The sequence below is a fragment of the Phycisphaerales bacterium genome, from assembly GCA_029268515.1.
GTDB lineage: Bacteria > Planctomycetota > Phycisphaerae > Phycisphaerales > SM1A02 > JAQWNP01.
This window is the reverse complement of sequence record JAQWNP010000010.1, coordinates 88,742-113,690: the sequence shown is the minus strand read 5'-3', so window position 1 is coordinate 113,690 and position 24,949 is coordinate 88,742. Positions and strand designations below refer to the sequence as shown.

The following is a 24,949-nucleotide window of genomic DNA, read 5'->3' as shown; positions in this document are numbered from 1 at the left end:
GATGCGGTTGATCCAGCTTTGAAGCAGAATATCTGATCGATACTGCAGCTCTGCCCAAATCGATACTTCCACCCACCGCTTGGATTAACGCAATTGAGCCCAGGCGGTTCGCCCCGATCCCTATTAATTTCTCTAAAACCCTCCTAATCACTCACAAAAGCACTTCTTTGATCCTTGACCATTTTTAGATAATCTCTCATTCGTCTCATACACAAAGCTTGCATACCGTTAGGTAAGCTAACATTGGAAACTGCTTTTAACGTATTTAATCATCGAATCTGCAAAACAGTACGAACCAACAAATCGCACATTAATGTGCTAGTACAAGGAATCCGATCGTGAAGTTTTACATGGCCCTCTCTTGCTGTCTGGTATGGAGCCTAGTTGGCTGCAGCGCAAAGACTTCTGAGACCTCAGAAGTCAAGAAATTACCTACGACAGCGCCTGCCAGCACTGTTGAGGCACCACAGTCGACTGAATCAGACAATACAGATCTCGGTAGCGAAGGGATCGGTGGTGAAAGTTCTGATAGTGAATAGCCTTTGGCCCAGAGAAGGCAATAAGGCCTCACAGGTCATCTTTGAACGTTATCTTTGAACAAGGCTGCACTCCAAAGAGTGCAGCCTTGTTGCATATTTATCACAGCGTTCATCAATCAATACAAATTAACAACCGTCACCATAATGGATGAGCAATAGAGATAAGTCTCCTAAACCGACTTGCCCGTCTCTATCAAAATCGGTGCTGCATCCACGACAGGCTGAACCCCATTCTATCAGCAGCGCTGAAAAGTCTGAGAGATCGACACAACCGTCACCATTCGCATCTCCAGTAACTGGCTCAACTAAAACGGCTTCATATTCGAAGCAGTCAACCACAAATTCTTCTCCACCAACCAGAAGATAGTCAACTGGTCCATGAAGTTGAATCTGCCCACAACCAATAGCACCTCCGGAGAGCACTTCAATTTGAACGCCGCCAAGCACAACACCATCCAAGTACGAGAAGTCAGGCACATTTGCGAAGGCTCCATTTATCTCAACGTTGATGCTTCCTCCATACTGTCCGTAACGAAAACGCAAATCTTCAACAGTTCCAACTGAATTTAGAAAGTCAAAATTTGCATTTATGACATTCGTCCAGAGTTCGAGATCCGTGCCACATGCCTGCCCCAGATTCATAATCTGACTATGGCCACCACTTGCCGATGTGCCGTCTAGGTGAATGAAGTTTTTCATAAAGACATCAATACCATCAGTAACAAAAACGTCGCCGGCATGCATGCTCTCACCAAGTGGGCGATCATCAAACGTAGGCTGACATGTAGGCTGGTCATTCCAGTTTTCCTGTCCTCCAATGACAAGTGAGTCAGTTAAGCCAATAAGACGTACTGAACCAGCATCGCCACCGAGTCCACCATAGAGCACATCAAAAACCACGCCACCAATAATCATTCCATCTAGATCAGCGTAGTTGGATGCCAATCTGAGATCACCATTAACCGCTACATTAATACCTCCGCCATACTCCCCGAAATTAAAGGTGAGATCTGTTTGAGATCCGATTGAACCTGCAAAATCGTAAGTAATATTGATATTGTTTGTATGAATCTCATAACCGGCACCGGCAGCCTTAAGCATATTTCCAATGGAAGCAGCTCCATCCATGACAGGCGGACCGAAAGGGAGATAGAACTCACTCACCTTACATGTCACACCCTCGGTTACAAAGGTATCCCCCACCACAAATCCCTCACCTAAGACACGATCTTCAAAGGCTGGAAAGTCTGCCCAAGCGATACCAGACGTCATTAGAAAAGATCCAGAAACAACGGCTAATAAGTTCGTGACACATTTCATTTTTGCACCTATTCGTATTTGTTTTTACATTTACTCGCGTTCTTCAAAGACCCAAAAGAGCACAGCCATGTTTTCGCCAATCGGCATCGTCATGGTCTAAATCGTTTGTGTGCTCTTCTAAGAACGCGTGAATGCCAATGATCAGAGGCAGAGTTCTTGCAAAACCGCAATACTCATCTCAATAACCTGATTTAGAGCTCTGAGAGCATTCCAACTTCAAATATTCGATCGGCAGGCAGCTCAAAATAGGATGCTCGACTAACCGCGTTTCGAGACATCATGGCAAATATAGATGCTCGCCAGTAGCTCATCGCACCACCTTTTACCGGCACAATGGTATTACGGAGCGTGAAATAAGTCGCTGTGTTTAAATCAACTGCCAAACCCCTAGGGCGAGCAATCTTGAGGAGCCTTGGAACATTGTGGGTCTCACCAAAACCATATCGGCCTTTGACCACCCAAAAACCATCGCTCATTTGCTTGACATGAATTCGGCTCTTCTTCGCAACCATGGGCACTGGGCGCGGCTCAACAAACAGCACCACAACTTGCTCATGAAGCACCGACAGACGACTGTAGAGCGCTGCAAGCGTTGGCGGTGTCACACCCGTCTCATCAATTTCTTCGTCGTCGATATCAAACGATGAGCGCTGAGCCATAAGATAAACGCCCGCACCTGGCATGCGGTGTGGTTTTTCTTCTTGTACCTTCGCTATAAAATCTTTGAGCAGAATATGATTTTTGTTTTCACTTTCCTCAACGAGAATTCGTCCACGACGCCAAATTGTCATTTGCAAGATGAGAATTGCCGCCAAGACGAGAGGGAACCAACCACCACTGGGAACCTTGAACAAGTTTGAGGCAAAGAAAGCAGTATCGACGATTAAGAACACCGTCATGACTGGCACAACAATCCAGAGGCTCCAACCCCATACTTTGTATAACACAACACAAAATATCAATGACGTCGTCACCATCAGAGCAGTCACAGCGACACCATAGGCAGCAGAAAGATTATTTGCCGTTTGGAAACCAATGATTGTACAAACGCACAACAACAACAAGGCACGATTCACGCCAGGGATAAAGACCTGATTCTCACTCTTCTTTGATGTATGCACAATACGGCATGCTGGTAAAAACCCGAGCTGCATCGCTTGCCTTGTCAGCGTAAATGCGCCACTAATAAGCGCCTGTGAAGCAATGATTGCAGCCAGTGTTGCGACGACAACCATCGAATACACCAGGTATGGGGGCACGATCGCAAAAAATGGATTCACCGCAGCAGATTCATGGCCCAATAGATGTGCGCCTTGCCCAAAGTAGTTGATGATCAGCGACGGCCAGACCACAACATACCACGCCAGTGAGATTGACTTCCTAGTGAACTGCCCCATGTCGGCAAAGAGCGCTTCGCCACCTGTGATAGCTAGTACAACGGCACCGAGAATAATGAAAGCCCGCCAAGGGAAATTCACCCAGAATGAAACGGCATGCCAGGGGTTTGCTGCCTCAAGAATCATGGGGAATTTGATAATGCTCATCAAACCAAAAAATGCAATTGACACAAACCAGACCAGCATGATTGGGCCAAAGATAAAGCTTAGTCTTTCCACTCCAAATCTCTGACCCACAAAAAGCATGATCAGAATAATCAAGGCAATAGGAATAACGAAAGACTTTAAATCAGAAGATGCAACTTCAAGACCTTCTACTGCTGAAAGCACAGAGATCGAAGGCGTAATAACACCGTCTCCATACATAAGCGCAGCACCACAGATTGCCATCACCGTCACCACTAAGGCCTTCTTTGAATTACCGCGATAACTAGGATTCGATCGCACCTTTGCAAGCAGGGCAAAGATACCTCCTTCACCACGATGATCTGCGCGCATAATCAGGACGAGGTATTTAAACGCAACGACAAGAGCCAATGCCCAAAAGACCATTGAGAGTACCCCGAAGATATTCTCTTCCGTGGGTCTCACTCCAATACTGGAATGGAAACAGGCATGAAGTGCATACAGTGGGCTGGTACCAATATCACCGAAGACAATGCCCAATGCCCCTAGCCCCAGCAACATGACAGGCTTCTTCAGTTTGTCCCTATCAGCTTCCTCAGCGATAAGGGATGGTGGCACCCGCTCCGCATGACCTGAGCCCGGTATCGCTGTTTTTTTGCCCTTTGAAGGATTCGAAGAACCCTGCGTAGAGCCTCCTTTAACCTTGCCGACGTCCTTCAAATTGTCATCTGATGAGTGGTCCACGCGTGTACCTTAGCTGGTCTCGAAAAGTCTGCCTCTCATCAATAATGAGGTTTATGTGAAGTGTGATAAAGTACAGCTTGTTCCATGGCCCCACAACACCTTAAATGACCGTCGTTTATGAGATCAAGTGGCTCCAATCCGATTACCCTAACCGCTGACACCGATGGTGAATGCGTTGCAAGGCGGCTGCCATCCTCCACCACGGATTCTATTAGATGGGGCACAAAACTGCGCGTGAATAAGCGCCAGCAAGTTCTATTGGGCCCCGTGAATGGCCAAACCATACTTGATTTCCCACTCATCATATTTTCATATGGACGCTACTGCCTCGATACGGTTTCGATGAGCCAACTTGAATGGTATGCCACCCAGACAGCTGCTCGGCAAGGCCCAATCAATGCATCGCTTACATTTGTTACAACCGATCCCATAGACGATTTGAAATGGCGAGACAAAGTTCCACTTTATATTGCCGATCCTGTACTTGGCCAAATTCCAATTCATGTCGAAGCTCGGTTCATGGTTGCCATTGACGATATTTGTTTATTTAGCCAAAACGTAATGGCTGAACAAAGACAGTATTCATGCCAAGATCTCGGCCGTTTTTGTCAGGACCAGCTTCTTCGATCTGCGTTTATGAAAGCGGTCAAACAACTGAATCGTCCAGTTCATTTATTAGATAGCTATCAAGATGAGCTGACTACTTCTGTTCTCTTTAACGCAAGTGTTAGTGCACTTGCAATGGGACTTAAGATAAGAGATTTGCGTATTGAAAAAATAAGGATTCCAGCCTCAGTCATAAAATCCTCAACGAGTGTGGGAAAAGATCGGGGTACGGCAAAGGAATCATTCAAACAAGGACTCTATGGAATACCCGCATCACTCGGACTTGAAATGGTGATTCCTCGCAGTGTCACTCGATTACTGCCAACAACACCGGGGGAACTACCTGATGGTGCCTTAATGAAACAGGCAATCTCAGATCCGGTGCAGTACCTAGAGAGACTCGCCCATTTGCGAGATCGTGGCTTATTGAGCCAGTCTGATTTTGATGATCATAAATACGGTCTACTTCGAGTTAAATAGGAAGTCCCAATGGCCCTCAAAAGCAAAACGCATTCAAGAGATGAGGCCACCAATCAGATGGCGTTTGGAATTGCATTGGTTTGGGATCGGTACTTTTTAGATGCAATCAAAGTTTTTCGTACAGTGGCGGATTCTGAAGAATCACTAGCTGGAGCAGCCTGGTGCAATATTGGCTTGACGTATCTAAAAATGAGACTCTATAAAGACGCTGAACGGGCCTTGTCCAAAGTCATCAAGTGTTATCCGAAATCGAAGCTACATCAGACAATTCCGCACGAAGAGAGTGGTTTGATCATCGCAAAGGCTTATCTCGGCCGAGTACACGCTCGATTAGGACAAGGCAATACCTCAGGTGCTGGCAAAGATCTTGAAGCAATGGAAACGCTCCCTTCATCATTTGTGATCGATGAGCAGGGACATCAAATATCGTTTCGAGAACTCGCTGCGGTTCAGTTCTAGTCAAGCGATCAAGGACATTCATATGTCTCTGCTGCAGGCTTGACGGCTCTTGCAAACCACAGAGGCCTACGCAACCCACCAGGCCCCGGCGCTGGCCTCGTGTGCGCCATCCACTTTCGGTAGATCTCCATCGATCGATTCAGATCAACAACAACATCCCCATAACAATCATCGGGTTCGGCAATAGCGAGCGTGACGCGTTGATGCCAGCAGTGCATGCCAGAAATAGGATCAGGTTGGACTGGGAAGATCATGTTTTGGTGTACACCACCATCAGTCCACCAAATTTTTCTGGTGTCTGAATCAGCACTTTTATAAGGGCCAATTGCCTCAAGACGACGGAACCGAACCGCACCTGAGGCCATATCTTCCCGCATTACCGGCGCACTGTTCCAACGATCGGTAGTGGCAGAATCAAATAGTCTCCATCGGCCCAAGTGATGAGAACAAGCAATAACGCCTGGTCTCATTGCTTCTGTCACCCAAGCTCGATTGACGTAATGTCCGATTTGAGAAGATACGCGTACCAATGCCCCAAGCTCAATTCCAAGACGTTCGGCATCGGTAGGATGAATCCAAACTGGATTTGCGTTAGAGAGCTCGTACAGCCACTTTGCATTATCTGAACGAGTGTGGATGAGCGTCGGCAATCGGAATGTTGAGATAAGTGCAAACTCACCCGCATCTTTATTGAGATGCCTGTGATGAATATGACTTTCTATGACACCGGGCATTGAGTGCTCAGGCCAACCCCACTGCACCAGCGTATCGCTATACAGCTCTAAACGCTTGCTTGGTGTTTTAAAACCACGACGCGGCGCTCCATCTACATGAATACCGACCGGCTGACCTTCACGCTCGACCGTTCCATCTACCGCTAAAGCTGTGCCTTCCTTTTCAGCCTCAGAAAGTTCCGTCATATGTGTGCGATAGACATGATCTTCAACCAAAAATGCACCATGGTGACGCATGTACTCAAGCGGCGTCATGCCATGTTCTTTGGCGGCCTCTGGCAAGCCGGGTACCGAATTTTCAAAAATCCAACCGTAGTACTCGTCGAGTGTAATCTTCTGCCCGGGTTGAGTCGGCGACTCGTAATACTTACGAATACCAAGCGTTCCATCAGGATCAATACGCCAAGAGAGCTCGATCCAAAATTCATCTTCTTCCCATACCTCGCCAGGATTTGCTTCATAGGTCGTGTCATAACGTTCACCCATGCGCTCCCCAAAGACGCGTTGAACAGGCTGCCGAAAACTAATCCATTTCGCAGCATGTGTCTCTTGGCTCATAAGATCATGTCTCTCGGCTCCAAGTCCCATTGGTAAGACATAATCTGCATACTGCGCGGTTTCACTCCAAACAGGCGTCAACGCGGCATGTAATTCAACTTTTGATTCATCCTTAAGCATGCGCTCCCACATCAAGCCATCCGGATTTGTCCACACTGGGTTATAGACGCGAGTGAAATAGGCCGCAATCTTGCCGCGTCCTTCTTCTAGGAAGTGCGGCAATAAGTAGCTCAACTCGTGATAAGCAAGCGGGAATTCAAGTGGATAGAGAAGTTCGTTCCAGATTTTCTGTGGAGGCGGGGTAAGGAAAGGCGCTGGCACAAATTTATTATCAGAATTCAGATGACTACCACCCTCAGCACCCACCGCTCCCACCAGAACGGCTATGAATTGAAGGCAACGCGAGACTTGCCATCCACCAAGATTTCCTGATGCCGCATTCCGCCAGACATGACTGGCAAAGGCGCTACCTGCAGCACCTATTTCTCGTGCAACAGATCGAACAACTTCAGCGTCAACACCACATTCCTCCGCTGCATGTTCTGGTGTGTACTTTTGATAGTACGCTTTTAGCACCTCAATAAATCGATCGAAGCACACCTCACCATCCGGCGATAGCGCCTCAAGTGTCTCTCGCCAATTCACCCAATTCTCTACAAATGATCGATCGTAGAGCTCCTCTTGTAGAAGAACAGTGACCATGGCTAACAAAAGTGTGGTCTCTGTGCCTGGCCATGGCGCCAGCCAGTGGTCGGCTTTGGATGCCGTGTTTGACAGCCTTACGTCAACGACACAGAGCTTCGCCCCATCACGCATGCCCTCAATAATCCGTTGCGCATGCGGATTGAAGTAGTGCCCTGTTTCCAAATGTGCTGATAACAAGAGAATGAACTTCGCATTGGCATGGTCAGGCGACGGCCGATCAGCACCAGACCAGAGCGCATAACCGACGCGCGCCGACGATGAGCAGACATTGGTGTGCGAATTATGTCCATCAATACCCCAAGACTTGAGTACACGATCCATATATCCATCTGCCCCAGGTCGCCCCACGTGATACATAATTTCGTTACGACGATCTTCGAGCAATGCAGCACGAATCTTCGCTGCCATTGAATCAAGAGCTTCGTCCCAGCTGGTACGCTCGAATTGCCCAGAGCCGCGCGGCCCAACTCGTTTGAGTGGATAGAGAATTCGATCAGGGTTCTCAATCTGATTAAGTGTTGCTGGCCCCTTGGCGCAGTTTCGCCCACGCGATCCAGGATGATGCGGATTGCCTTCAAGCTTCTTGATCTGCTTTGTATTCTTATCGATGTAGGCAACCAGACCGCATGCTGCCTCGCAATTGAAGCAGGTTGTTGGCACCAACATATATCGACGTTCGACTTTTTTAGGCCAAGCTACTGGATCGTGTTCGACCCAATTATCCCACTGTTTAGGAGGCGGAAAGTTCTCCAGCGGCGTGACAGTGATTGTCTTTGAAGGCTTTTGTGTCATAAGAAATGCAGAAATATGAGTCGGTATTAAGAGAGCGGCGGCATCTGGCCTGCACGAATATAGGTGTGCTCATACATCAATAGGCCGAGTAGCACGGGGATCCATGCCACCACAGGAAGAAATATTGAAAGAAGCACACCACCAATGACACAGAGCAGGAGTCCATCGCGGAAAAGTTTGAACGGTCCGATTGATAAGGAAACTAAAAAACCAGCCGCTTGCTTAGCATTCTCGGTGGGATGTGACCCGAACCCTTCTATTAAGGCAAAGAATAGATGTCCTATGGCACACACAATCGTAATGACAACAAGCCAACTATTGTCCGAAAACGCTAGCAAAATGACAGCGCCGCAGAGTCCAGCCTGAAACAGTAAATGAGGAAGTAGCCAACGACCTTCCCAGAGATCTCGGCCTTTGCATTGACGAAAAAGAAGTGCCGTATAGCCAGCAGCGCAGAACGCTACTGGGAGGTTGAGCCAGCGAATCACATCAGCTGCCTGTTCCATGTCCACCAACCGCAGTACCAAACTTGCGACCAACAGTGCAACATAGGCGGATAAGACTACACCACCCTTGACCAACCAACTCGACCAATTGGGACGCGTCAGCATGCGATAAACCCGCCACGGCCTGGCGAGATCCTCAACAAGTAGCCCGAGCGTCAAAATGGTAAACACAAGCCCAACAATCTCAGGCAGCCACTGCTGAGTAAAACCGACAACACCCATCATTCCAAGAAACGGTGCGACCATTCCAGCACCGGCACCAAGCCCTTTTGTCACAAGATAGGCCGCGACTGGCCAACCCCATGTCACCTCATGCCCAACATCAAGTACAACGCGGGCATCTGGTTCTAAGGGTACAGACGAAGGCCACTGATCAGCCTTCGCAGGCGGCCGATCACTCCACATATACATTGGCGGTCGCTCAACACGGCCAGGATAGAGCGCCAGGGGATCGGCGCCCTTGTAATGCACGTTCGGACCCGTCTCTTGCTCCGGACGGCGAACCACTGTCTCATGCTGACTGAGCACTTGACCGGGCGCCGAATTTGGATCGCTCATATCTCCAGCAATGATTGCATTGACAGGGCACACAACGGCACATGCTGGCTCAAGGCCAACTTCAACGCGATGTGCACAGAAGTGACACTTCTCAACCGCGCCCTTATCTTCATTTAGGTAAATAGCGTCGTAGGGACAAGCCTGCATACAAGCTCGGCAGCCAATGCATGCATCTCGATCAACATCAACAATTCCATCTGGCCTTTTTTCCAATGCATTGACAGGACAAATGGTGACACACGGCGCATCTGAACAGTGATTACATCGCTGTACTAGAAAGTTCCGCTTCACATCAGGAAACACGCCCGATTCAACGTACTTTACCGATGTACGAAACTTGCCAACCGGAACCTCGTTCTCAGATTTACATGCAACCGTACAGGCGTGACAGCCAATGCATGCATCTTGATCGATTACGAAGCCGTATTGCATCCTGCGTATTTTACCTTGCTCTCAGTACTTGATGGGACACATCTTATTCGTTTAATAACTTAATATAGCCGCTCATTTTTCGGCTGAATCATTTGTTAATTTCTCTGCCGGCAACTGAGCTAATATCCCCAAAATCTGTAGATTAACGACCAAATCTTCTCGCTTTTGCATTGACTCTGGAATGCTAATAATAATCTTGTTACCGACAGAAACCACTTCTAATAAAACGACCGGTTTTTCAGCAGCCGTCTCACCCGACGATTTTCCTTCGCTTGCTTCAATGTAAGCTGTGATCGGCTCATTGTAGATGCCCTCAAGAACCAGCTTTCCAGCCTTCAGATTCTTAACTGGAATTAGAACCTTATTTAATGAGAAACCACCCTCCTCAACTGTGACTTTCCGACCGGTCTGTAATACAACCTCTCTATCAATTACATTCTCGTCTGTAACACTTCGAATGAAGATGTTTCTGAACGCAATGTTGCCCTCAGAGTTCTGTAACTCAATGGGCCCTTGATTCGCAGGCTGGGCGCTGCGGTTCCAGTAATTCTCCATGGCGCCCTGGTTGACAACCAAACCGCCATTATTAACAACTGTCACAACGTTACCGTACATCAGAATGTGCAAACGATTCCACTGACCAGGTGGCTTGTCACGATTGACCATTGGATTACGAAACAAGTCCTTATTATTGGATAAGCCACCAGATCCGATGGGGTCATTCCAAATTTGAACCTGTGGCATGCCTCTCAGGTAGACACCACTATTACCATCACCAGTCATCTTCCAATCGATGTAGCACTCGAAATTTTCAAAATCTCTCTCGCTAACCAAATTGCCGCCCATTTTTAGATTTTCAATAGTCCCGTCACTTACTTTCCAAACAGAACTCATTTCATCCAGAGCTTTTGCCCGCGCTTCTTCGTAACTTACGTGCTTTAAATTATTCGCACGATGGAACCCATCGAAGCTCATAAACCATCCGTCTAGATTCTTGCCATTAAATAGAGAGTCAAATCCTATTGGCACCTCTTCTGTTTGTATGGACATAGAATTCGGGTCATCAGATTTTGAGGTCTCCCCTGTGGCTTCTGTTTTTGAAACTTGCTCAGAAGCCAATTCCTCTTCAGCAGCTGGAGCGGGTGGCACCACCAGTGGATCAGTAGCTGGCTCAGCTGGCTCAGCTGAATCCTGAAAAAAACCATTAACGGGCACTGTGAGCAAGCCAGTACATGCAAACCAGATCGTCACTCGGAATAGAAAACGATGCATCCTAGAACTCCTTAACCAAATTTCTATCAGGACCATTTGTCTTAAATTTGGACGCTACGGACAGCCTATGAGGTACATGATTTCGTTTCGATGGAGAGACAATAGGATACTCCAAGCAACTGAGTAACAGTCATTGACTCACCGATTTAGGCAGGAGGTAGTAAAGAGTCCCATTCGATTTTTGAAGACCAGCTCGAGCTCCAGCTTCTGCCCCAATCCCAAGATAGATATCCGCTCGACCAGGCCCTTGAATCGCACCACCAGTGTCTTGGTCAACCATAATGCGAATAAATGACTCCAGACACCCCTCAGACGAGGGCATGGTCGTGGAAATCAGCCCCAAACCGCCAGGAGGGAAGCACGAGCGATCCGTTGCAAACGAGGCCTCCGGAGTCAATGCGATCCCCAGAGCAGAGCGAGGGAAATCTGCGGATGGAATACTTTCAAAGAAAACAAACCGATCATTCTGCACCATCATATCTGAAACAGCCTTGGGGTTTTTGTTATGTAGGCGTCTTATTGCCTGCATGCTCATTTTATCAGCCGATACATAACCCTCTGCAATGAGTCTCTTACCGATACTCATATATGGAAACTCATTGGTGCGGACATGTCCCACACACATGACCGATCCATCAGTCATAGTAAGTTCAGCTGAACCATTGACATGAACAAGATAAGCATCTAATTCATTTGCAAGCCAGGCAATTTCATATCCGTCCAATACGCCAGAATGCTGTAGCTCCCGCCGAGATAATTTTGTTACATCTACACTCCCTGATGGCTCGCTATACAAGGGCCATTGATACTGCTGGCCCTGCTTATGACTCGCAGCATATGAGGGTGCAAAATATGCGGTAAAGAGAACTTCACCTGCACCATCATTACCAATGGCCTGAAAAATTGAGAAATGCTCGAGAACGAAATCAGCAAAGCTGGATGCACTCGTCGATTCATTAAGTGCACGCCTCATTTCCATCAGTCCTTGTCGGGTGGCCGCCGCACCAATCATCGACGAATCAAGAGACAAATGGTCACTCGCCAAATCTGACCCCGTCCATGTAAGCGTGCGCTGAATAGACACAAATATTTGTGGCCCAGCAGCAACAAAAGCGCTCTCTAAGAGTGGCTTCAAATGCATAGGATCATCAATTGGCTTCAAGCACGCAGATAAATCAACGGGATACTGCTGGCGATGTTGGCAGCTTACTGTGCCGCCTAGTATCAGCAGCATGGCTACTGCGCCACTTTTTTCGCGACGGCAACATAGAAGAAAGAGAAACCAGATGCTGAGTATGAACACGCGACAGAAGCTCCCTACGATTCCTCCGAGCCATGACCGCTCAATTATAACGGCCCCTCATGAACCACTGCCTTGTGCCACCCAGTTAGACCAAGTACGATCCAGTCCCCGTCAGCAGTTGTTTTTATTCATGCTGACCGCTTTTAATATTTGGCTTTTAATCAGGAAGAATGTCATGAGTGTTCGAAATGCACGCGGTAGTTTTTGGACTGTTTCTGCCGTCGTCTTCTTGGCGATTATTGCAGCAACATCTGGCTGCAATAAAAAAATCACCTATGGTGCGGGATTGCCAGAAAACTTTTCTTCTGCACAGTTGCTCACACATAATCAGATGGCTTATGCGAAGCCGAATGGTGATCTCAAACAAATGCAAAAGTTGACTGGATACTGGACCTGGGAGCAAATTTTCTGGGCATTTCCTGGAAGCCAACCAATAAAACTTAACGGCATTTGTGAAAGCGAGTGGCAACTAGGCAAGCGGTATGTAAAATTTGATTTTAAATACATCAATGAAAATGGCGACACAGAGGATGGCTATATTTTCATTGGTCATGACCAGATGTTAAATAAATACAGCTTCTACGAGATCTTCAGCACGCTGACATCACCGATTATTGGGACTGGAGAATGGGACGAAGAAAAACAACTCTTCACATGGGTTATTAAATTCTTAAACCCGCTCAGTCGCGAAAAAACTTTGCTGAAACGCACGATAAAAATTAATGAGAATGGCAATCTCACCTGGAATATCTGGCGCCAAGACATCAATTCCAAAATGGTTCGCTACCAACAAACCACCCTAAAATCTGTGAGCAAGGATGAGATGAACAAGGCGTTTAACAGCAGCTCATCTAATGCGGTTCAACCCATTCCAGAGTTACCAAAGCCAACTCCAGTAGATGGCAATGGGCCAGGCTAATCGTTCCCCGAAGCAGGCACATCAAGAAATTCTTTGAGATCTTTCTGAATTTCAGGCATTTGCGATTTATCACCAGCAGAAGACGCGGGCAGTTCACTCACATCTCGAAGCTTTCGTTCAATAGCCCTTGAACGAACGCCAGACTCTTCAATACTTCGCGTTGCAGTATCAAGTTGGCGTTTAACGCGATCAAGTATATCACCGAATTTCCCAAATTCTGACTTCACTGTACCGAGCAGCTCCCAAACTTCGCCCGATCTCTTTTCAATTGCAAGTGTACGAAAACCCATACGAAGGCTCGTTAATAGAGCTGACAAAGTTGTTGGTCCAGCCACGACAACTCGTTGTTCACGCTGAAGCCGCTCAATCGTTTGACCTTCACGAAGCACTTCTGCAAACAAACCTTCGGTAGGTAAAAACAGTATGGCAACATCCGTGGTGTACGGTGGTGACACATACTTCTCGCGAATTGACTTTGCTTCGCGATAAATTGACTGCAAGAGCGACGCTCGCGCTGAAGCCACTGCTTCTGGATCAGCCTGCTCTTCAGCCGCTAAGAGCCGCTCATAATCTTCACGCGGAAATTTAGAGTCGATTGGTAACCACACATGTGGGATTGATCCTTGGTCACTTCCTGGAAATTTAACTGCAAATTCAACGCGGCGATTGGAAGCTGGCACAGTCTCGACATTCTTCTCGTATTGATCTGGCGTAAGGACTTGTTCAAGCAGGCTTTCCACTTGAAGCTCACCCCACATACCCCGAGCTTTTACGTTCGTTAGTACCCGCTTTAGATCACCAACATCGGTCGCGAGCTCACGCATTTCGCCAAGCCCTCGATGCACGGTCTCTAATCGATCAGCGACAATTTTAAAATTTTCACCGAGTCGCTTTTCAAGCGTGCCTTGTAGCTTCTCATCGACCGTAACACGTATGCGTTCTAATTGCCGTTGATTATCTACTTGGAGAACTTGCATTCTCTTTTCAACACTCTCAGTGAGTCGAAATATTGCATCAATCAGGGTCTGATTAACCTTGCCAAGCGATCCAGAAACTTCTTCACGTAGCCCCTGCGCTACTTTAAGAGCGTCACCACGAGATCGTTCGACCTCTTGCTTGATATCTGCGAATGCGCCATCAAGATCAACCGCTGACTGCTCTTTCGTATCATTGCTCACACGGCGAAGAAGCAGAATCACCAGCACCACATTGATGCCTAATCCAATGGCCACGAGAATCAAGATCGCGTCAGTCATTTTGTGTCCCTACTTCATCATAGCTACCAGCACTGAGAAGAAATGCCATGAGATCCAGAATCTCCTTTCGGGTCAATTGATTGACCAGGCCTGACGGCATACTGGAGGTCGGAACCATCTCTCTTTCGACAATGTCAGAACGATTAACACGCTCTCGCTGATTTCCATATGGATCGACGTCAATTTCGACAACAGTCGTATCACCGCCTACCACCCTACCAGTGACACCCGTTCCATCACTCAACCACAGTGTGACCTGACGATATTGATCGCTCACCATATCTGATGGCTCAATGATCGCACGAAGGATATCTCGGGCAGAAAACCGACCCCCCACACCAGTCAGATCTGGACCCTGCCGCCCCCCTTGCCCATTCATCCGATGACAAGATAAGCACTGAGCCCGCTGAAAGAGCTGTTCACCATGCCTGATATCACGATCCGTGTCATAAACACGGTCGAGGTGCTCCACCAGCTCATCATAAATCCAAGCTCGAACCATTGGTGGAGGTGGCGTGGTTGAGATCTGCCTCATCGATTTGTTTAAGCTGGCTTCCGCAAGGTCGGCTCGTTGCGCCTCTGTCAAACCACTGCGAGCATCTCTTTCTATCACATCTAAGAAACCACCAAAACTCCTACCACCATCAAAAGAACGAGCTTGAGCCAGCCAATTGAAATAGAGCGCACGCTGCTCTTCCGTCCAGCCATGGCGTACGCGGCGTAGCATGGTTGCAGCATGAATCTGGTCCTCTTGTGACACCGACAGACGAAGTACGCGCAGCAGCTGTCCAACAACTTTTTCATCTTCAAGTGTGACACCAATGTCGAGCGCTAAGAACACGACCCGTGTGTCGCTGCTTTCGTATGAACCATCAATCATTGACAAAATTAATCTTCGATCACTGTCAGATTCAATTGGCCAGCGACTAAGTAAAACCTGAAGCGTGCGAAAGAGTCCCATTCGCTGATGCGTGGTAAGTTGCTCATTCGAAATCTGCGCCAATTGAGAAAGCACGGTTTCAATGTCTCGCTGATGTTCACCAATGCGCACAAGTGCAAGTAGCGAAGAGAGGCGACGATCGATAGACACATCATCATTTATTTTGGCCGCCCATAATGTCGGGTCTAGTCGCTCTATCGCTACGCGGGCTGCATAGCGAACAGAGCGATCAGAATGATCGAGTGATGCCCATATAAACTCCAATTGACGAGGATCAGCCTGACGATGGAGCTGCTCCAACTGGCGGCGCTGCATCGTGGCTGAAAGATCGGTCTGAACCACTGGCTCAACCTCTCCAACACCTGAATCACCTCTGTAAGAAACGCGATAAAGATCACTACGCGTGCCACGCCCCCCAGTGACAAGATACAAGGCTCCATCCGGCCCCACGGCAATGTCTGTCACGTTAAGGGGCCTTCCCGCCATAAAGGTTCGCCACTTCCCAGTGTAAGTAGCACCCTCTTGGTTCATCTCAACAGCCAAGATACGGCCGTATGCCCAATCACCAACAAAGAGCGCTGATCGCCATGGCTCAGGAAAGTTTGTTTCGTACCCAAAGGCAATTCCAGTTGGAGAGGAAACGTCTGTTTCAACAACGGGCGGCACCATATCCAAAACGTTCTCTGGCCACTTCGCACTCCCGGATCGCCATCCATACTCGCCACCTGAAACAACATGCAAAATTCGTGGCGCTCGATACCAAGGCGTACCCGAATCCCACTCCATGTCAGCGTCATAGGTAAACAGATCACCCTTATCATTAAATGCAATGTCATAAGGGTTACGCATACCACCGGCCACCATCTCTATCTGCTTGCCATCGCTTGAAACACGATAGACCACACCAGCTGGCTCCTTGATGCCTACGGCATGGCCTCCAGGGTCTGGAATCTGATCAAGCATGTCGTGTTGGTAATTTCGATAGGCCGAACTGTCCAGCAAGTTGCCAGGTGCGCCGGTGTAATTTCCATTCACCGCCCAGATCCAACCATCAGGACCAAGAACCAGACCATGGGGGCCATGTTCAGAGTTGTTACCCCAACGCACCATTCTCGTTGCTGCATCGTAATAGTCGTCCTGATCTGTATCGACTAAACGCCAAAGTCCGCCATTGTTGTCTGGCATCTGTGCCACATTCAGCCAAAGCACGCCGTCAATATCTAAGAGCCCTTGAGCGCCAGAGAACGGTATTGAGAGGGGCTCTATTCTGATTGCACTCGCATTTTTTTTTGAGAGCGTGCCGCGCATGAGGGGCCCATTTTGGGCCGACAGTAACAGTCGTCCCTGATGGTCAAAGGTCAAACAAGCCCAAGATCCTTGCTCGGGCTCAGCTCTGGCAAGATGCTCCGCCACAAAACCAGGCGGTAGCTGGAGATCCACCAGGCCTCGACTCTGGTCAGCCCAACTCAAGCCATCACTGATCAAAAACACCACTAGGACGGTGCAAGACTTGACCATCTGGGGAATTCCCAACATGCCTGAATTACCTCTGTCAGAATACTTCGATCTAAGTGGTGCCACGATGAACAGACGTTTTAGGTCTTCGAGATTCTAATCTAACTTACTAAAACATTTTTTGTCCCATCTCTACAGTCCGGGATCAACTTAAAGTGGACCTAATACCTTCTACCAGTGCCATAAAAAGGTCATTCAATGAATAACTGCAAACAACTTGTTTTGTTCTCTTTCACTGTGTTGCTGTTTTTTTTGCCCGTGCAAGTGCAGGCACAGAGTGATCGGATTGATGCACAAGGCATTCTCATAAACGACTCGAGAGCAAATGATGGAGACACCTTATCTGCTCCACAATGGCATACCGACACATTCTTCGCCAATCAGGATGAAAGCAATGCTTCACCTGCCGTCGTCCCACCAAACCAAGCTGCCCCGATAGATCAAACTGTTGAACCACCGAGACGAGAGCAGAGATCAAGAAGAAATCAAGGGCAAGATCCGCTCAAAGGCCGGATCAGTGTTGGATCAAAGATTGCCGACTTTGATGATCTGGTCGTCTACCAACCCGATGGATCCCCTACCACTCTTGCAAAACTCGTTCCAAAGGATGGCCGGATTGTTTTGATCACTGGGTGTTTAACTTGCCCAAAGTTTCTTATGAGCCATCGTGATATTGAAGCGATTGCGCATGATTATAAAAGTACAGGACATCCAGTTTCGTTTGTCTACCTTTACAAATCACTGGCGCATCCAGAGAACGGTGGTTGGATACAGCCCTTTACACTTCAAGAGCGCCTTTCCCAAATCAACGCAGCTCAGAAACAACTCAAAAACAAGATCCCCTTTGTTGCAGATCCGATCGACAATCGTGTCTCAACCGTACTCGGCGGATCACCGAACGCTGCCTATGTATTACAGAGTGATGGGACGATTGATTATGTCTCGGGTTGGGCTGATGGGCCAAAATTACGGGCCGCTCTTGGTGATCTAGTCGGTCCGACCGAGACAATCTCAACGCCCGAGTCTATTGGTGTGCCACCATTTAGCCGTCCATATCGAAACACAGGCACAGTGGTCCCACGTATACAGGTGCCAGGAACAATGATCGCTCTGAAAACGGAACCTCAGAAGAGCGAGCAAGAGTTCTATGTGAAACTTCGTGCTGAAGTCGATCCATCAGTACTCCAAGGCCAGGACGGAAAAATGTACATTGGCTTCCATCTTGATACTGTTCACGGTGTGCACTGGAATAACCTGGTAGATCCAGTCAAGTTCACACTGAAGGCCTCGGAGGGCATTGAGATCACGCCTCTCAATGGTGCTGGCCCCAAAGTCGAACCTGCGACGGACTCTGATCCACGGGAGTTCTTACTCGATGTCAGCAACTGGCCAATAGGAACGCCTATTGAGTTCGATGTCATGTACTACGCATGCTCCGCGAAGGAAGGCTGGTGCAAGCCGGTCTCTCAAACCTATAGAGTGACTCTTGAACGCGATCGAGCCGGCGGCATGGCGCAAGGACGGTGGAATCGAGGCGGTGGACAAGGCCAACGGGGTGAACGGCGTGGTGATCGTGGCATGGACCGCGGTCAACAAGGCAGCGACCAAGATGCTGGACAGATGATCTCCCGTATGGATCGTGATGGTGACGGCAAGATCGCACTCGATGAAGCGCCCCAACGCATGCAACAGCGATTCGAGATGTTCGATGCCAACAGTGACGGCTACCTCGATGCCGCTGAGTTCCAAACAATGATTGACCGACGGCGTCAGCGATCGGGAGGCGGCGGTCGGCCGCCACGATAACACCGGCAGATCACATGCGGCAGATGCAGCAACAAATGTTGGACTTCAACCGAGAATTCCAACAGATGCAAGAGCAGATGCAGCAACAGTTCAACCAGAACAGTGGTGCTCAAGACGATGGTCAGGGCCGAGCAATCTGACATGCGGACAAATTGATGTCATTCGGGTGCCCACCAATGCCTCGCCTGGGCTATGTGTTTATTGCAGCGGATCAAAGCCATTAGAATTGCTATGATGTGGAATTGATCCAGTCTCAATGGCCCCATCGTCTAGTCTGGTCTAGGACGCTAGGTTCTCATCCTGGAAACACGAGTTCGAATCTCGTTGGGGCCGCTCAACGGCTGCCATATTTTGGCAGCCGTTTTTCTATTCCAAAGCCATTCCCAATTAAATTCCACGATCTACCATTGACGAAATAGATCGAGCAAACGACCCTTACACAAATGAAGATACCAAGCTCGACTGCACTCCTTTTCTTGATCGCTTTTTTTACGTATTCAAGTTCAGCTGATGAACTGAAAGATACTTGGTCGACAGCACCTAATCGCATCTGGATTGGGCCCGGGTATCACACCAACAGACTACAGGACTGGCAAATTGTAGATGGCCGGCTTGAGTGTCATGAAACTCATAATCGATTACCGGTTCGAACATGTCATATCTTGACACATTCGATTGACTCGACCCCGAATGCTTTTGAACTCAAAGTTGATACTGGCCCAATCGATGCCGAAGCACCAAATGCTGAAAATGCCTTCAGTGGATTTTTAATAGGCGCGGGCAACGACAAAATCGACTATCGACTGACTGCATTGGTCCATCACGCGCCTGCGCCTGATGGGGGCACATTAGCCGTTGTTGATCATCGAGGACAAGTTTCTCTACGTGACAATACCCAATCATTGGGTAGCAAGAGTCAGTGGTCAATTTCAAGCCCCGTCTCTCTAGACGACCTTCCATTGCTAGAAGATCAAGAGTGCAGTCAAGCAGATAACACACATCCAAATGATGTCGGCCCTCACCAATTTCAACTCATTCTCACTGCAGAGCCTCGCGGGGCAGCATACGACATCACACTGATTGCGACGGATCTTAATACCAATCGAGAGCTGAGTCGGTGTCGCGCGAAGAATGTACCTGCTCATATGATCGATGGTTCTATTGCGTTGGTCTCCCATCACGGGCCAAAGGGATCTAAGAAAGGACACTGGTTTTCTGGACTGCATGGCCAGGGACCAGCGATTGTCACGCATCAACACCGACACTTCGGTCCTGTTCTGTGCAGCCTGTACACACTTGAGCATGGAATACTTCGGATGACTGCACAGATGCCACCACTGGGAAAGCACGATTCCAAAACGGTTGCATTGCAATTCCAAGACAATAAAAACAAAGACATCCTCTGGGTGGAAGTAGATCAGGCCACGATTGATCCAGATTCTCGAACAGCGACTTTTGAAGTCCAGGGCGTCGATATGACACAGGCTCATCCCTATCGACTCGTCTATAACTTAGTTGATACGGATGGACATTCTGTGCAACATGTTTATGAAGGAACGATCGCTGCAGAACCATCTGCTGATCAACCAATTGTGATGGCAGCCCTGACTTGCCATAAGACATACACTGGTGGATTAAAGTGGAATCCAGATGGACTTTGGTTTCCGCATCAAGACATTGTGGCGGGCGTAGAATCATGTGATCCTGATTTACTGTATTTCAGTGGTGATCAGATCTACGAAGGTGACCTCACCCCATCGGGCCAGAAGTCAGAAGACGCTTTCATTCTAGACTACCTCTATAAGTGGTCGCACTGGTGTTGGGCTTTTGGTGATCTTGCTCGCAGTCGACCATGTATTACGATTCCTGATGATCATGATGTTTATCATGGAAATCTCTGGGGTGCTGGTGGTCGTCAAGCCAAAGCAACGCCCGGCATGACCGCCCAAGATAGTGGCGGTTATCGAAGAACAGCTCGTTTCGTTAATGCAGTTCATCGAACCCAGACCAGCCATCTGCCTGAATCTGTTGCAAGAGAACCTGCAGCGCAGGACATTTCTGTCTACTTCACAGACTTAAATTATGGCGGCCTCAGTATGGCGATCCTGGATGACCGTCAATTCAAGGAATCACCCGCGATTGCAGTACCCGACGGCAAAGTCAAGAATGGTTGGTTTCAAGCCGAGGGCTTTAACCCTCGCACGCAAGCCGATGATCCATCCATCCCGCTGCTTGGCTCAGATCAGGAGGCATTCCTTGATCGATGGGCCCGCAACTGGTCAGGAGATACTTGGATGAAGGTCACACTTTCTCAAACACCCTTTGCATGTGCTCAAACACTCCCACCCAAAAAAGGTGGTGGCTCACAACCAGGTCTCACCATTTTCGAACCAGGTCAATACCCAAAAAATGATCAGCCTTGTGCTGATGGTGATTCAAATGGTTGGCCCGCATCCGGTCGTAACCGTGCCTTGCGCGCCATGCGTCCAGCATATCCTTTTCATATCTGTGGTGATCAACATCTAGGTTTAGCGCTTCAATATGGAATTGATGAACCACGCGATGCAGGCTATTGCTTCTCAACACCTGCGATTGCCAACACATGGCCGCGAAGGTGGATGCCTCAAACTGCCGGTCACAACAGGGCGCCCAACGCGCCTCGATATACCGGTGACTTTGTTGATGGATTTGGGAACCACATGACTGTGCTCGCAGCATCAAACCCTCGAAAAACTGGGGAAGTACCAGTGGCACTACATGACCGGGTACCTGGCTATGGTGTTGTGACGTTTGACCCGTCTTCCAGACAGATCTCTATGATCGCTTGGCCCAGATGGGCAACACCCGACCATCCAAATCGAAAGCCTTACGAAGGATGGCCAATTACTTTCAGTCAATTTGATAACAACGGTTCTTCATGGGTCTACAAATTGCCACCAATCAGTACTGTTAATGCCATACGCCCCAGTCTTCAGGTCACTGATATTCAGAGTAACGATCTCATTGCGTCGCTTCGCTTGCCAGAGGATCCTCTTTCAATTCGCGTCCCCGGCCCCGGGCCCTATCGCGTCCTTATTGAAGATCAGACAGGGCGACAAGCCGAGATAACAGTGCTTGAAGGCCTTAAGATCGATACGCCTCAAAATACGCTCACAATTGATTTTGAAACCGACTCCGAAACAGGCCAAGAAGCAGCACCATTGTCACAACCGTGATCGGTCTTAACCGATAAACCTGATGACATGCTGATTATTGAAATAACCTCAAAGATCTACTGGTTGATCGAGCTGCTACGGAGACCAACCCTTTGTCGACTCTACTGATCGCAATACTGGCTGGCGTTGGTTTTGTCATCGCTTATCACACCTACGGACGTTGGCTTAGCCGTAAAATTTTTAAGCTCGACTCTCACGCTACTTGTCCGGCTGTGGCACAACAAGACGACGTTGACTTTGTCCCATCATCACGTTCGGTTGTCTTTGGGCATCACTTCACTTCAATTGCCGGCACAGGTCCAATCGTTGGACCGGCCATCGCTGTACTTTGGGGATGGGTCCCGGCCCTCCTCTGGGTCTTCTTGGGTTCGATATTCATTGGCGCCGTACATGACTTCGGAAGCCTTGTGATCAGCCTGCGTAGTCGTGGCGATTCTATTGGTGATGTTGCTGGTCGAATTCTAAACCGACGCGTTCGCGTTTTGTTTCTGCTTATTCTCACCATAGGTTTGACGATTGTTTTGGCAATCTTTGGCCTTGTCATTTCAAGCGTGTTCAAACAGTTTCCCCAGGCTATATTTCCTTGTGTCATTCAGATTCCACTCGCAATCGCCTTAGGACGTTACATCAGAAAGCAGGGCGCATCACTACTGATCCCATCAATCATTGCATTGGCGATTATGTATCTCAGCGTCATCTTTGGCAACGATGGATGGCTGGGCACTTTTAACCAGACACTTGCTTCATGGCCAACCATGACCTGGGTCATTGTCTTGCTTGGATATTGCTTTATTGCATCTGTGCTTCCAGTTTGGACACTACTTCAACCCCGTGATTTCATTAACTCAATACAGCTGCTCAGCGCATTAGCTCTCATTATTGTCGGCCTTGTGGCAGCAGCACTGCTTGGAGGCCCCAGCGTTGGGCCAGATCATGTACGCCCCCCTCTTGAGCTTGTTGCCCCAGCGTTTGATCCCAATCCAACTGGCGCCCCCATGATTTTTCCTTTTCTATTCATCACCATTGCATGTGGAGCCATCAGTGGCTTTCACTGCCTTGTTGCAAGCGGAACATCCAGCAAGCAACTCCGCAAAGAGACGGACGCGCCGCTGATTGGCTTTGGCAGCATGTTGACAGAAGGCTTTTTGGCAACTTTAGTGATTCTGGCCTGCACAGCTGGAATTGGGTTAGGCGTTACCGCAGCAGATGGCTCCACCCTTTTTGGAAGTGCTGCATGGGATGCACGCTATACAAGCTGGGACTCCATGGGTCTCAAAGAAACAGTCGGGGCCTTCGTTGAAGGAGCATCCAACTTCCTTGGCGCGATTGGCATACCAGCGACTGTCGGATTGGCACTCATGGGTGTCTTTGTAGCTTCATTTGCTGCGACCACACTTGACACTGCAACTCGGCTTCAGCGTTATGTCATTCATGAACTCGGCCGAACAATGACAGGGGCACAGGCTAAGACGAAGAAACGTATGCCCACGCCTCTATCGCCTCAATATTGGTTCGCTAATCGTTATATTGCTACCGGTATTGCTGTCGTTGTCGCAGCCTCACTCGCAGCGGTACCCTTAGGCGATACTTGGTCATGGGCACAACTTGGCACTGGAGGGTTACTACTGTGGCCGATGTTTGGTGCCACCAACCAAATGCTTGCCGGCCTCGCATTTCTTGTGATTGCTTTTTATCTATGGCGACGAAAGAAACCTATTTGGTTCCTAGTCTTGCCGCTTCTACTGATGATTGTCTTACCCACCTGGGCTATGATTCAGCAAGCCTACATCGGTTATGACGGATCCGATAGTTGGTATGAAGCAGAAAGGTGGCTGCTCGTTGCAATTGCAACAATTACAATTGTCCTACAGATTTGGATGGTCATTGAAGGGCTTCTATTGTTTCCTCGCGCTCGGGGTGTCCTTGAACCTCAACCACAACCAATACTTCTCAAACAGGCTCGCCCGACCAGACCAAGCGAATGAGGTTACAATTAACGTTGGTCTACTCAAATTAACCATGGCACAAACCAAGCCATAAGACCGATGACGGATCACTGGCGCAGACTGCAACAACTCGCTTTTCTACTTTTTCATGATATGGAACGATGAATGACTCGCCATTGCTTAATGATCTTCATTTCTTTGCCTTTGTTTTTGTCTTCTTGTGCTCCAAACATCAGCCGCCCACTACCTGACAATGCAAGCGGAGCAATGCAACTTAATGCTGGATACGCCTTGCTCTACAAAGTCATGAAAGAAGAAGCCAAGGTTTCAGAAATTTTGAAGATTAAGCACTCCGATGCTGAGTTAGCCAAGTTACTCGAGGACATTTCAAAATTATCGAAAGAAGTTGTGCAGAAACTCGATTCATATAAAGCTGAAGATCCATCGCTTCAGATGGACAATGAGTACTTGCCTGCTATTGAAACCAGTGCAAGAAACTCAATTAAAAATGCAACTACAGTCTCTTTACTTTTGCCTGGCAAAGAGAGATTCAACGAGTTGATGTCCATTTCACAATTCAGTGCCATGAGATATAGCCGCTACCTGGCCCTCACCCTCCATACGGCGGATAGCAATGCTGCACGTTCAGCGTGGCTGGATAATCTTTCTACAAAACTAAGCAAACTACAAACCCGTGCTTTCAACCTACTCAAAGTGGAAGAGACTGATGAACCTTCGGAGACTGTGCTTCCGGTGACCACTGATCAAGATTCCTAATCGCGTGAAAGATTTTGTTTCAGTAAGCTACATCACAAAAATGC

The 24,949-nt window shown here is 48.4% G+C and carries 15 protein-coding genes and 1 tRNA gene; 8 read left to right on the top strand and 8 right to left on the bottom strand.

Annotation, left to right across the window (positions count from 1 at the left end):
- Nucleotides 1–665: 665 nt before the first annotated feature.
- Together P8J86_07025 and P8J86_07020 are read right to left on the bottom strand one after the other, a co-directional pair.
- Nucleotides 666–1,859 carry a hypothetical protein gene (locus P8J86_07025; protein MDG2054441.1) on the bottom strand — a complete coding sequence of 398 codons (1,194 nt, stop codon included), beginning with the start codon at nt 1,857–1,859 and terminating at the stop codon, nt 666–668.
- Nucleotides 1,860–2,050: 191 nt separating this feature from the next.
- Complete coding sequence (locus P8J86_07020; protein ID MDG2054440.1) at nt 2,051–3,943, bottom strand: KUP/HAK/KT family potassium transporter; 1,893 nt, start codon at nt 3,941–3,943, stop codon at nt 2,051–2,053.
- A 300-nt stretch (nt 3,944–4,243) separates the two neighbouring features.
- Here P8J86_07020 and P8J86_07015 point away from each other — a divergent pair, with 300 nt between their 5' ends.
- Both P8J86_07015 and P8J86_07010 read left to right on the top strand, forming a co-directional pair.
- Entirely contained in the window at nt 4,244–5,212 is a 969-nt protein-coding gene (locus P8J86_07015) for an SPFH domain-containing protein (protein ID MDG2054439.1), read from the top strand.
- A gap of 9 nt (nt 5,213–5,221) precedes the next feature.
- A complete protein-coding gene (locus P8J86_07010) occupies nt 5,222–5,671 on the top strand; it encodes a tetratricopeptide repeat protein (GenBank protein MDG2054438.1) in 450 nt (149 codons plus the stop codon).
- A gap of 8 nt (nt 5,672–5,679) precedes the next feature.
- Here the strand turns inward: P8J86_07010 and P8J86_07005 are convergent, their stop codons facing one another.
- The 4 genes from P8J86_07005 to P8J86_06990 all read right to left on the bottom strand — a co-directional run bounded on the left by P8J86_07005 (nt 5,680) and on the right by P8J86_06990 (nt 12,462).
- Nucleotides 5,680–8,460, bottom strand: a complete 2,781-nt coding sequence (locus tag P8J86_07005; GenBank protein ID MDG2054437.1) for a molybdopterin-dependent oxidoreductase — start codon at nt 8,458–8,460, stop codon at nt 5,680–5,682.
- A 26-nt stretch (nt 8,461–8,486) separates the two neighbouring features.
- Nucleotides 8,487–9,956, bottom strand: a complete 1,470-nt coding sequence (locus P8J86_07000) for a 4Fe-4S dicluster domain-containing protein (GenBank protein MDG2054436.1) — start codon at nt 9,954–9,956, stop codon at nt 8,487–8,489.
- Between the two features lie 72 nt (nt 9,957–10,028).
- Nucleotides 10,029–11,228, bottom strand: coding sequence for a DUF1080 domain-containing protein (locus P8J86_06995; GenBank protein ID MDG2054435.1), 1,200 nt, complete (start codon nt 11,226–11,228; stop codon nt 10,029–10,031).
- A 130-nt stretch (nt 11,229–11,358) separates the two neighbouring features.
- On the bottom strand, nt 11,359–12,462 hold the full coding sequence (locus P8J86_06990) for an MltA domain-containing protein (GenBank protein MDG2054434.1): 1,104 nt from the start codon (nt 12,460–12,462) through the stop codon (nt 11,359–11,361).
- 244 nt (nt 12,463–12,706) lie between these two features.
- On the opposite strand from P8J86_06990, the gene P8J86_06985 reads away from it, so the two are divergent.
- Nucleotides 12,707–13,450 (top strand): DUF1579 family protein, encoded by a 744-nt coding sequence (locus P8J86_06985; protein MDG2054433.1) that lies wholly within the window; start codon nt 12,707–12,709, stop codon nt 13,448–13,450.
- Here the strand turns inward: P8J86_06985 and P8J86_06980 are convergent.
- A complete protein-coding gene (locus P8J86_06980; GenBank protein MDG2054432.1) occupies nt 13,447–14,706 on the bottom strand; it encodes a DNA recombination protein RmuC in 1,260 nt (419 codons plus the stop codon). The two genes, P8J86_06985 and P8J86_06980, sit on opposite strands and share 4 nt — an antisense overlap.
- Nucleotides 14,699–17,164 carry a c-type cytochrome gene (locus tag P8J86_06975; GenBank protein MDG2054431.1) on the bottom strand — a complete coding sequence of 822 codons (2,466 nt, stop codon included), beginning with the start codon at nt 17,162–17,164 and terminating at the stop codon, nt 14,699–14,701. The genes P8J86_06980 and P8J86_06975 overlap by 8 nt, the downstream gene beginning before the upstream one ends.
- A gap of 195 nt (nt 17,165–17,359) precedes the next feature.
- Here P8J86_06975 and P8J86_06970 point away from each other — a divergent pair, with 195 nt between their 5' ends.
- The 5 genes from P8J86_06970 (at nt 17,360) to P8J86_06950 (ending at nt 24,905) form a co-directional block, all read left to right on the top strand.
- Nucleotides 17,360–18,967, top strand: coding sequence for a hypothetical protein (locus P8J86_06970; GenBank protein MDG2054430.1), 1,608 nt, complete (start codon nt 17,360–17,362; stop codon nt 18,965–18,967).
- A gap of 258 nt (nt 18,968–19,225) precedes the next feature.
- Nucleotides 19,226–19,300 (top strand) — tRNA-Glu (locus tag P8J86_06965).
- Nucleotides 19,301–19,410: 110 nt separating this feature from the next.
- Complete coding sequence (locus P8J86_06960; protein ID MDG2054429.1) at nt 19,411–22,182, top strand: alkaline phosphatase D family protein; 2,772 nt, start codon at nt 19,411–19,413, stop codon at nt 22,180–22,182.
- A 92-nt stretch (nt 22,183–22,274) separates the two neighbouring features.
- Nucleotides 22,275–24,167: a carbon starvation protein A gene (locus P8J86_06955; GenBank protein MDG2054428.1), complete on the top strand. Its 1,893-nt coding sequence runs from the start codon at nt 22,275–22,277 to the stop codon at nt 24,165–24,167.
- A 228-nt stretch (nt 24,168–24,395) separates the two neighbouring features.
- Complete coding sequence (locus P8J86_06950; protein MDG2054427.1) at nt 24,396–24,905, top strand: hypothetical protein; 510 nt, start codon at nt 24,396–24,398, stop codon at nt 24,903–24,905.
- Nucleotides 24,906–24,949: the final 44 nt, after the last annotated feature.

Excerpts from the sequence above, each read along its gene's own strand:
- P8J86_06970 (MDG2054430.1), top strand. The coding sequence starts at position 17,360 with ATGAATAACTGCAAACAACTTGTTTTGTTCTCTTTCACTGTGTTGCTG.
- P8J86_06975 (MDG2054431.1), bottom strand. The coding sequence starts at position 17,164 with ATGGTCAAGTCTTGCACCGTCCTAGTGGTGTTTTTGATCAGTGATGGC.
- P8J86_06950 (MDG2054427.1), top strand. The coding sequence starts at position 24,396 with ATGCAACTTAATGCTGGATACGCCTTGCTCTACAAAGTCATGAAAGAA.
- P8J86_06980 (MDG2054432.1), bottom strand. The coding sequence starts at position 14,706 with ATGACTGACGCGATCTTGATTCTCGTGGCCATTGGATTAGGCATCAAT.
- P8J86_06985 (MDG2054433.1), top strand. The coding sequence starts at position 12,707 with ATGAGTGTTCGAAATGCACGCGGTAGTTTTTGGACTGTTTCTGCCGTC.
- P8J86_07025 (MDG2054441.1), bottom strand. The coding sequence starts at position 1,859 with ATGAAATGTGTCACGAACTTATTAGCCGTTGTTTCTGGATCTTTTCTA.
- P8J86_06960 (MDG2054429.1), top strand. The coding sequence starts at position 19,411 with ATGAAGATACCAAGCTCGACTGCACTCCTTTTCTTGATCGCTTTTTTT.
- P8J86_07005 (MDG2054437.1), bottom strand. The coding sequence starts at position 8,460 with ATGACACAAAAGCCTTCAAAGACAATCACTGTCACGCCGCTGGAGAAC.
- P8J86_07000 (MDG2054436.1), bottom strand. The coding sequence starts at position 9,956 with ATGCAATACGGCTTCGTAATCGATCAAGATGCATGCATTGGCTGTCAC.
- P8J86_07015 (MDG2054439.1), top strand. The coding sequence starts at position 4,244 with ATGAGATCAAGTGGCTCCAATCCGATTACCCTAACCGCTGACACCGAT.
- P8J86_07010 (MDG2054438.1), top strand. The coding sequence starts at position 5,222 with ATGGCCCTCAAAAGCAAAACGCATTCAAGAGATGAGGCCACCAATCAG.
- P8J86_06990 (MDG2054434.1), bottom strand. The coding sequence starts at position 12,462 with ATGCTGCTGATACTAGGCGGCACAGTAAGCTGCCAACATCGCCAGCAG.
- P8J86_06995 (MDG2054435.1), bottom strand. The coding sequence starts at position 11,228 with ATGCATCGTTTTCTATTCCGAGTGACGATCTGGTTTGCATGTACTGGC.
- P8J86_07020 (MDG2054440.1), bottom strand. The coding sequence starts at position 3,943 with ATGTTGCTGGGGCTAGGGGCATTGGGCATTGTCTTCGGTGATATTGGT.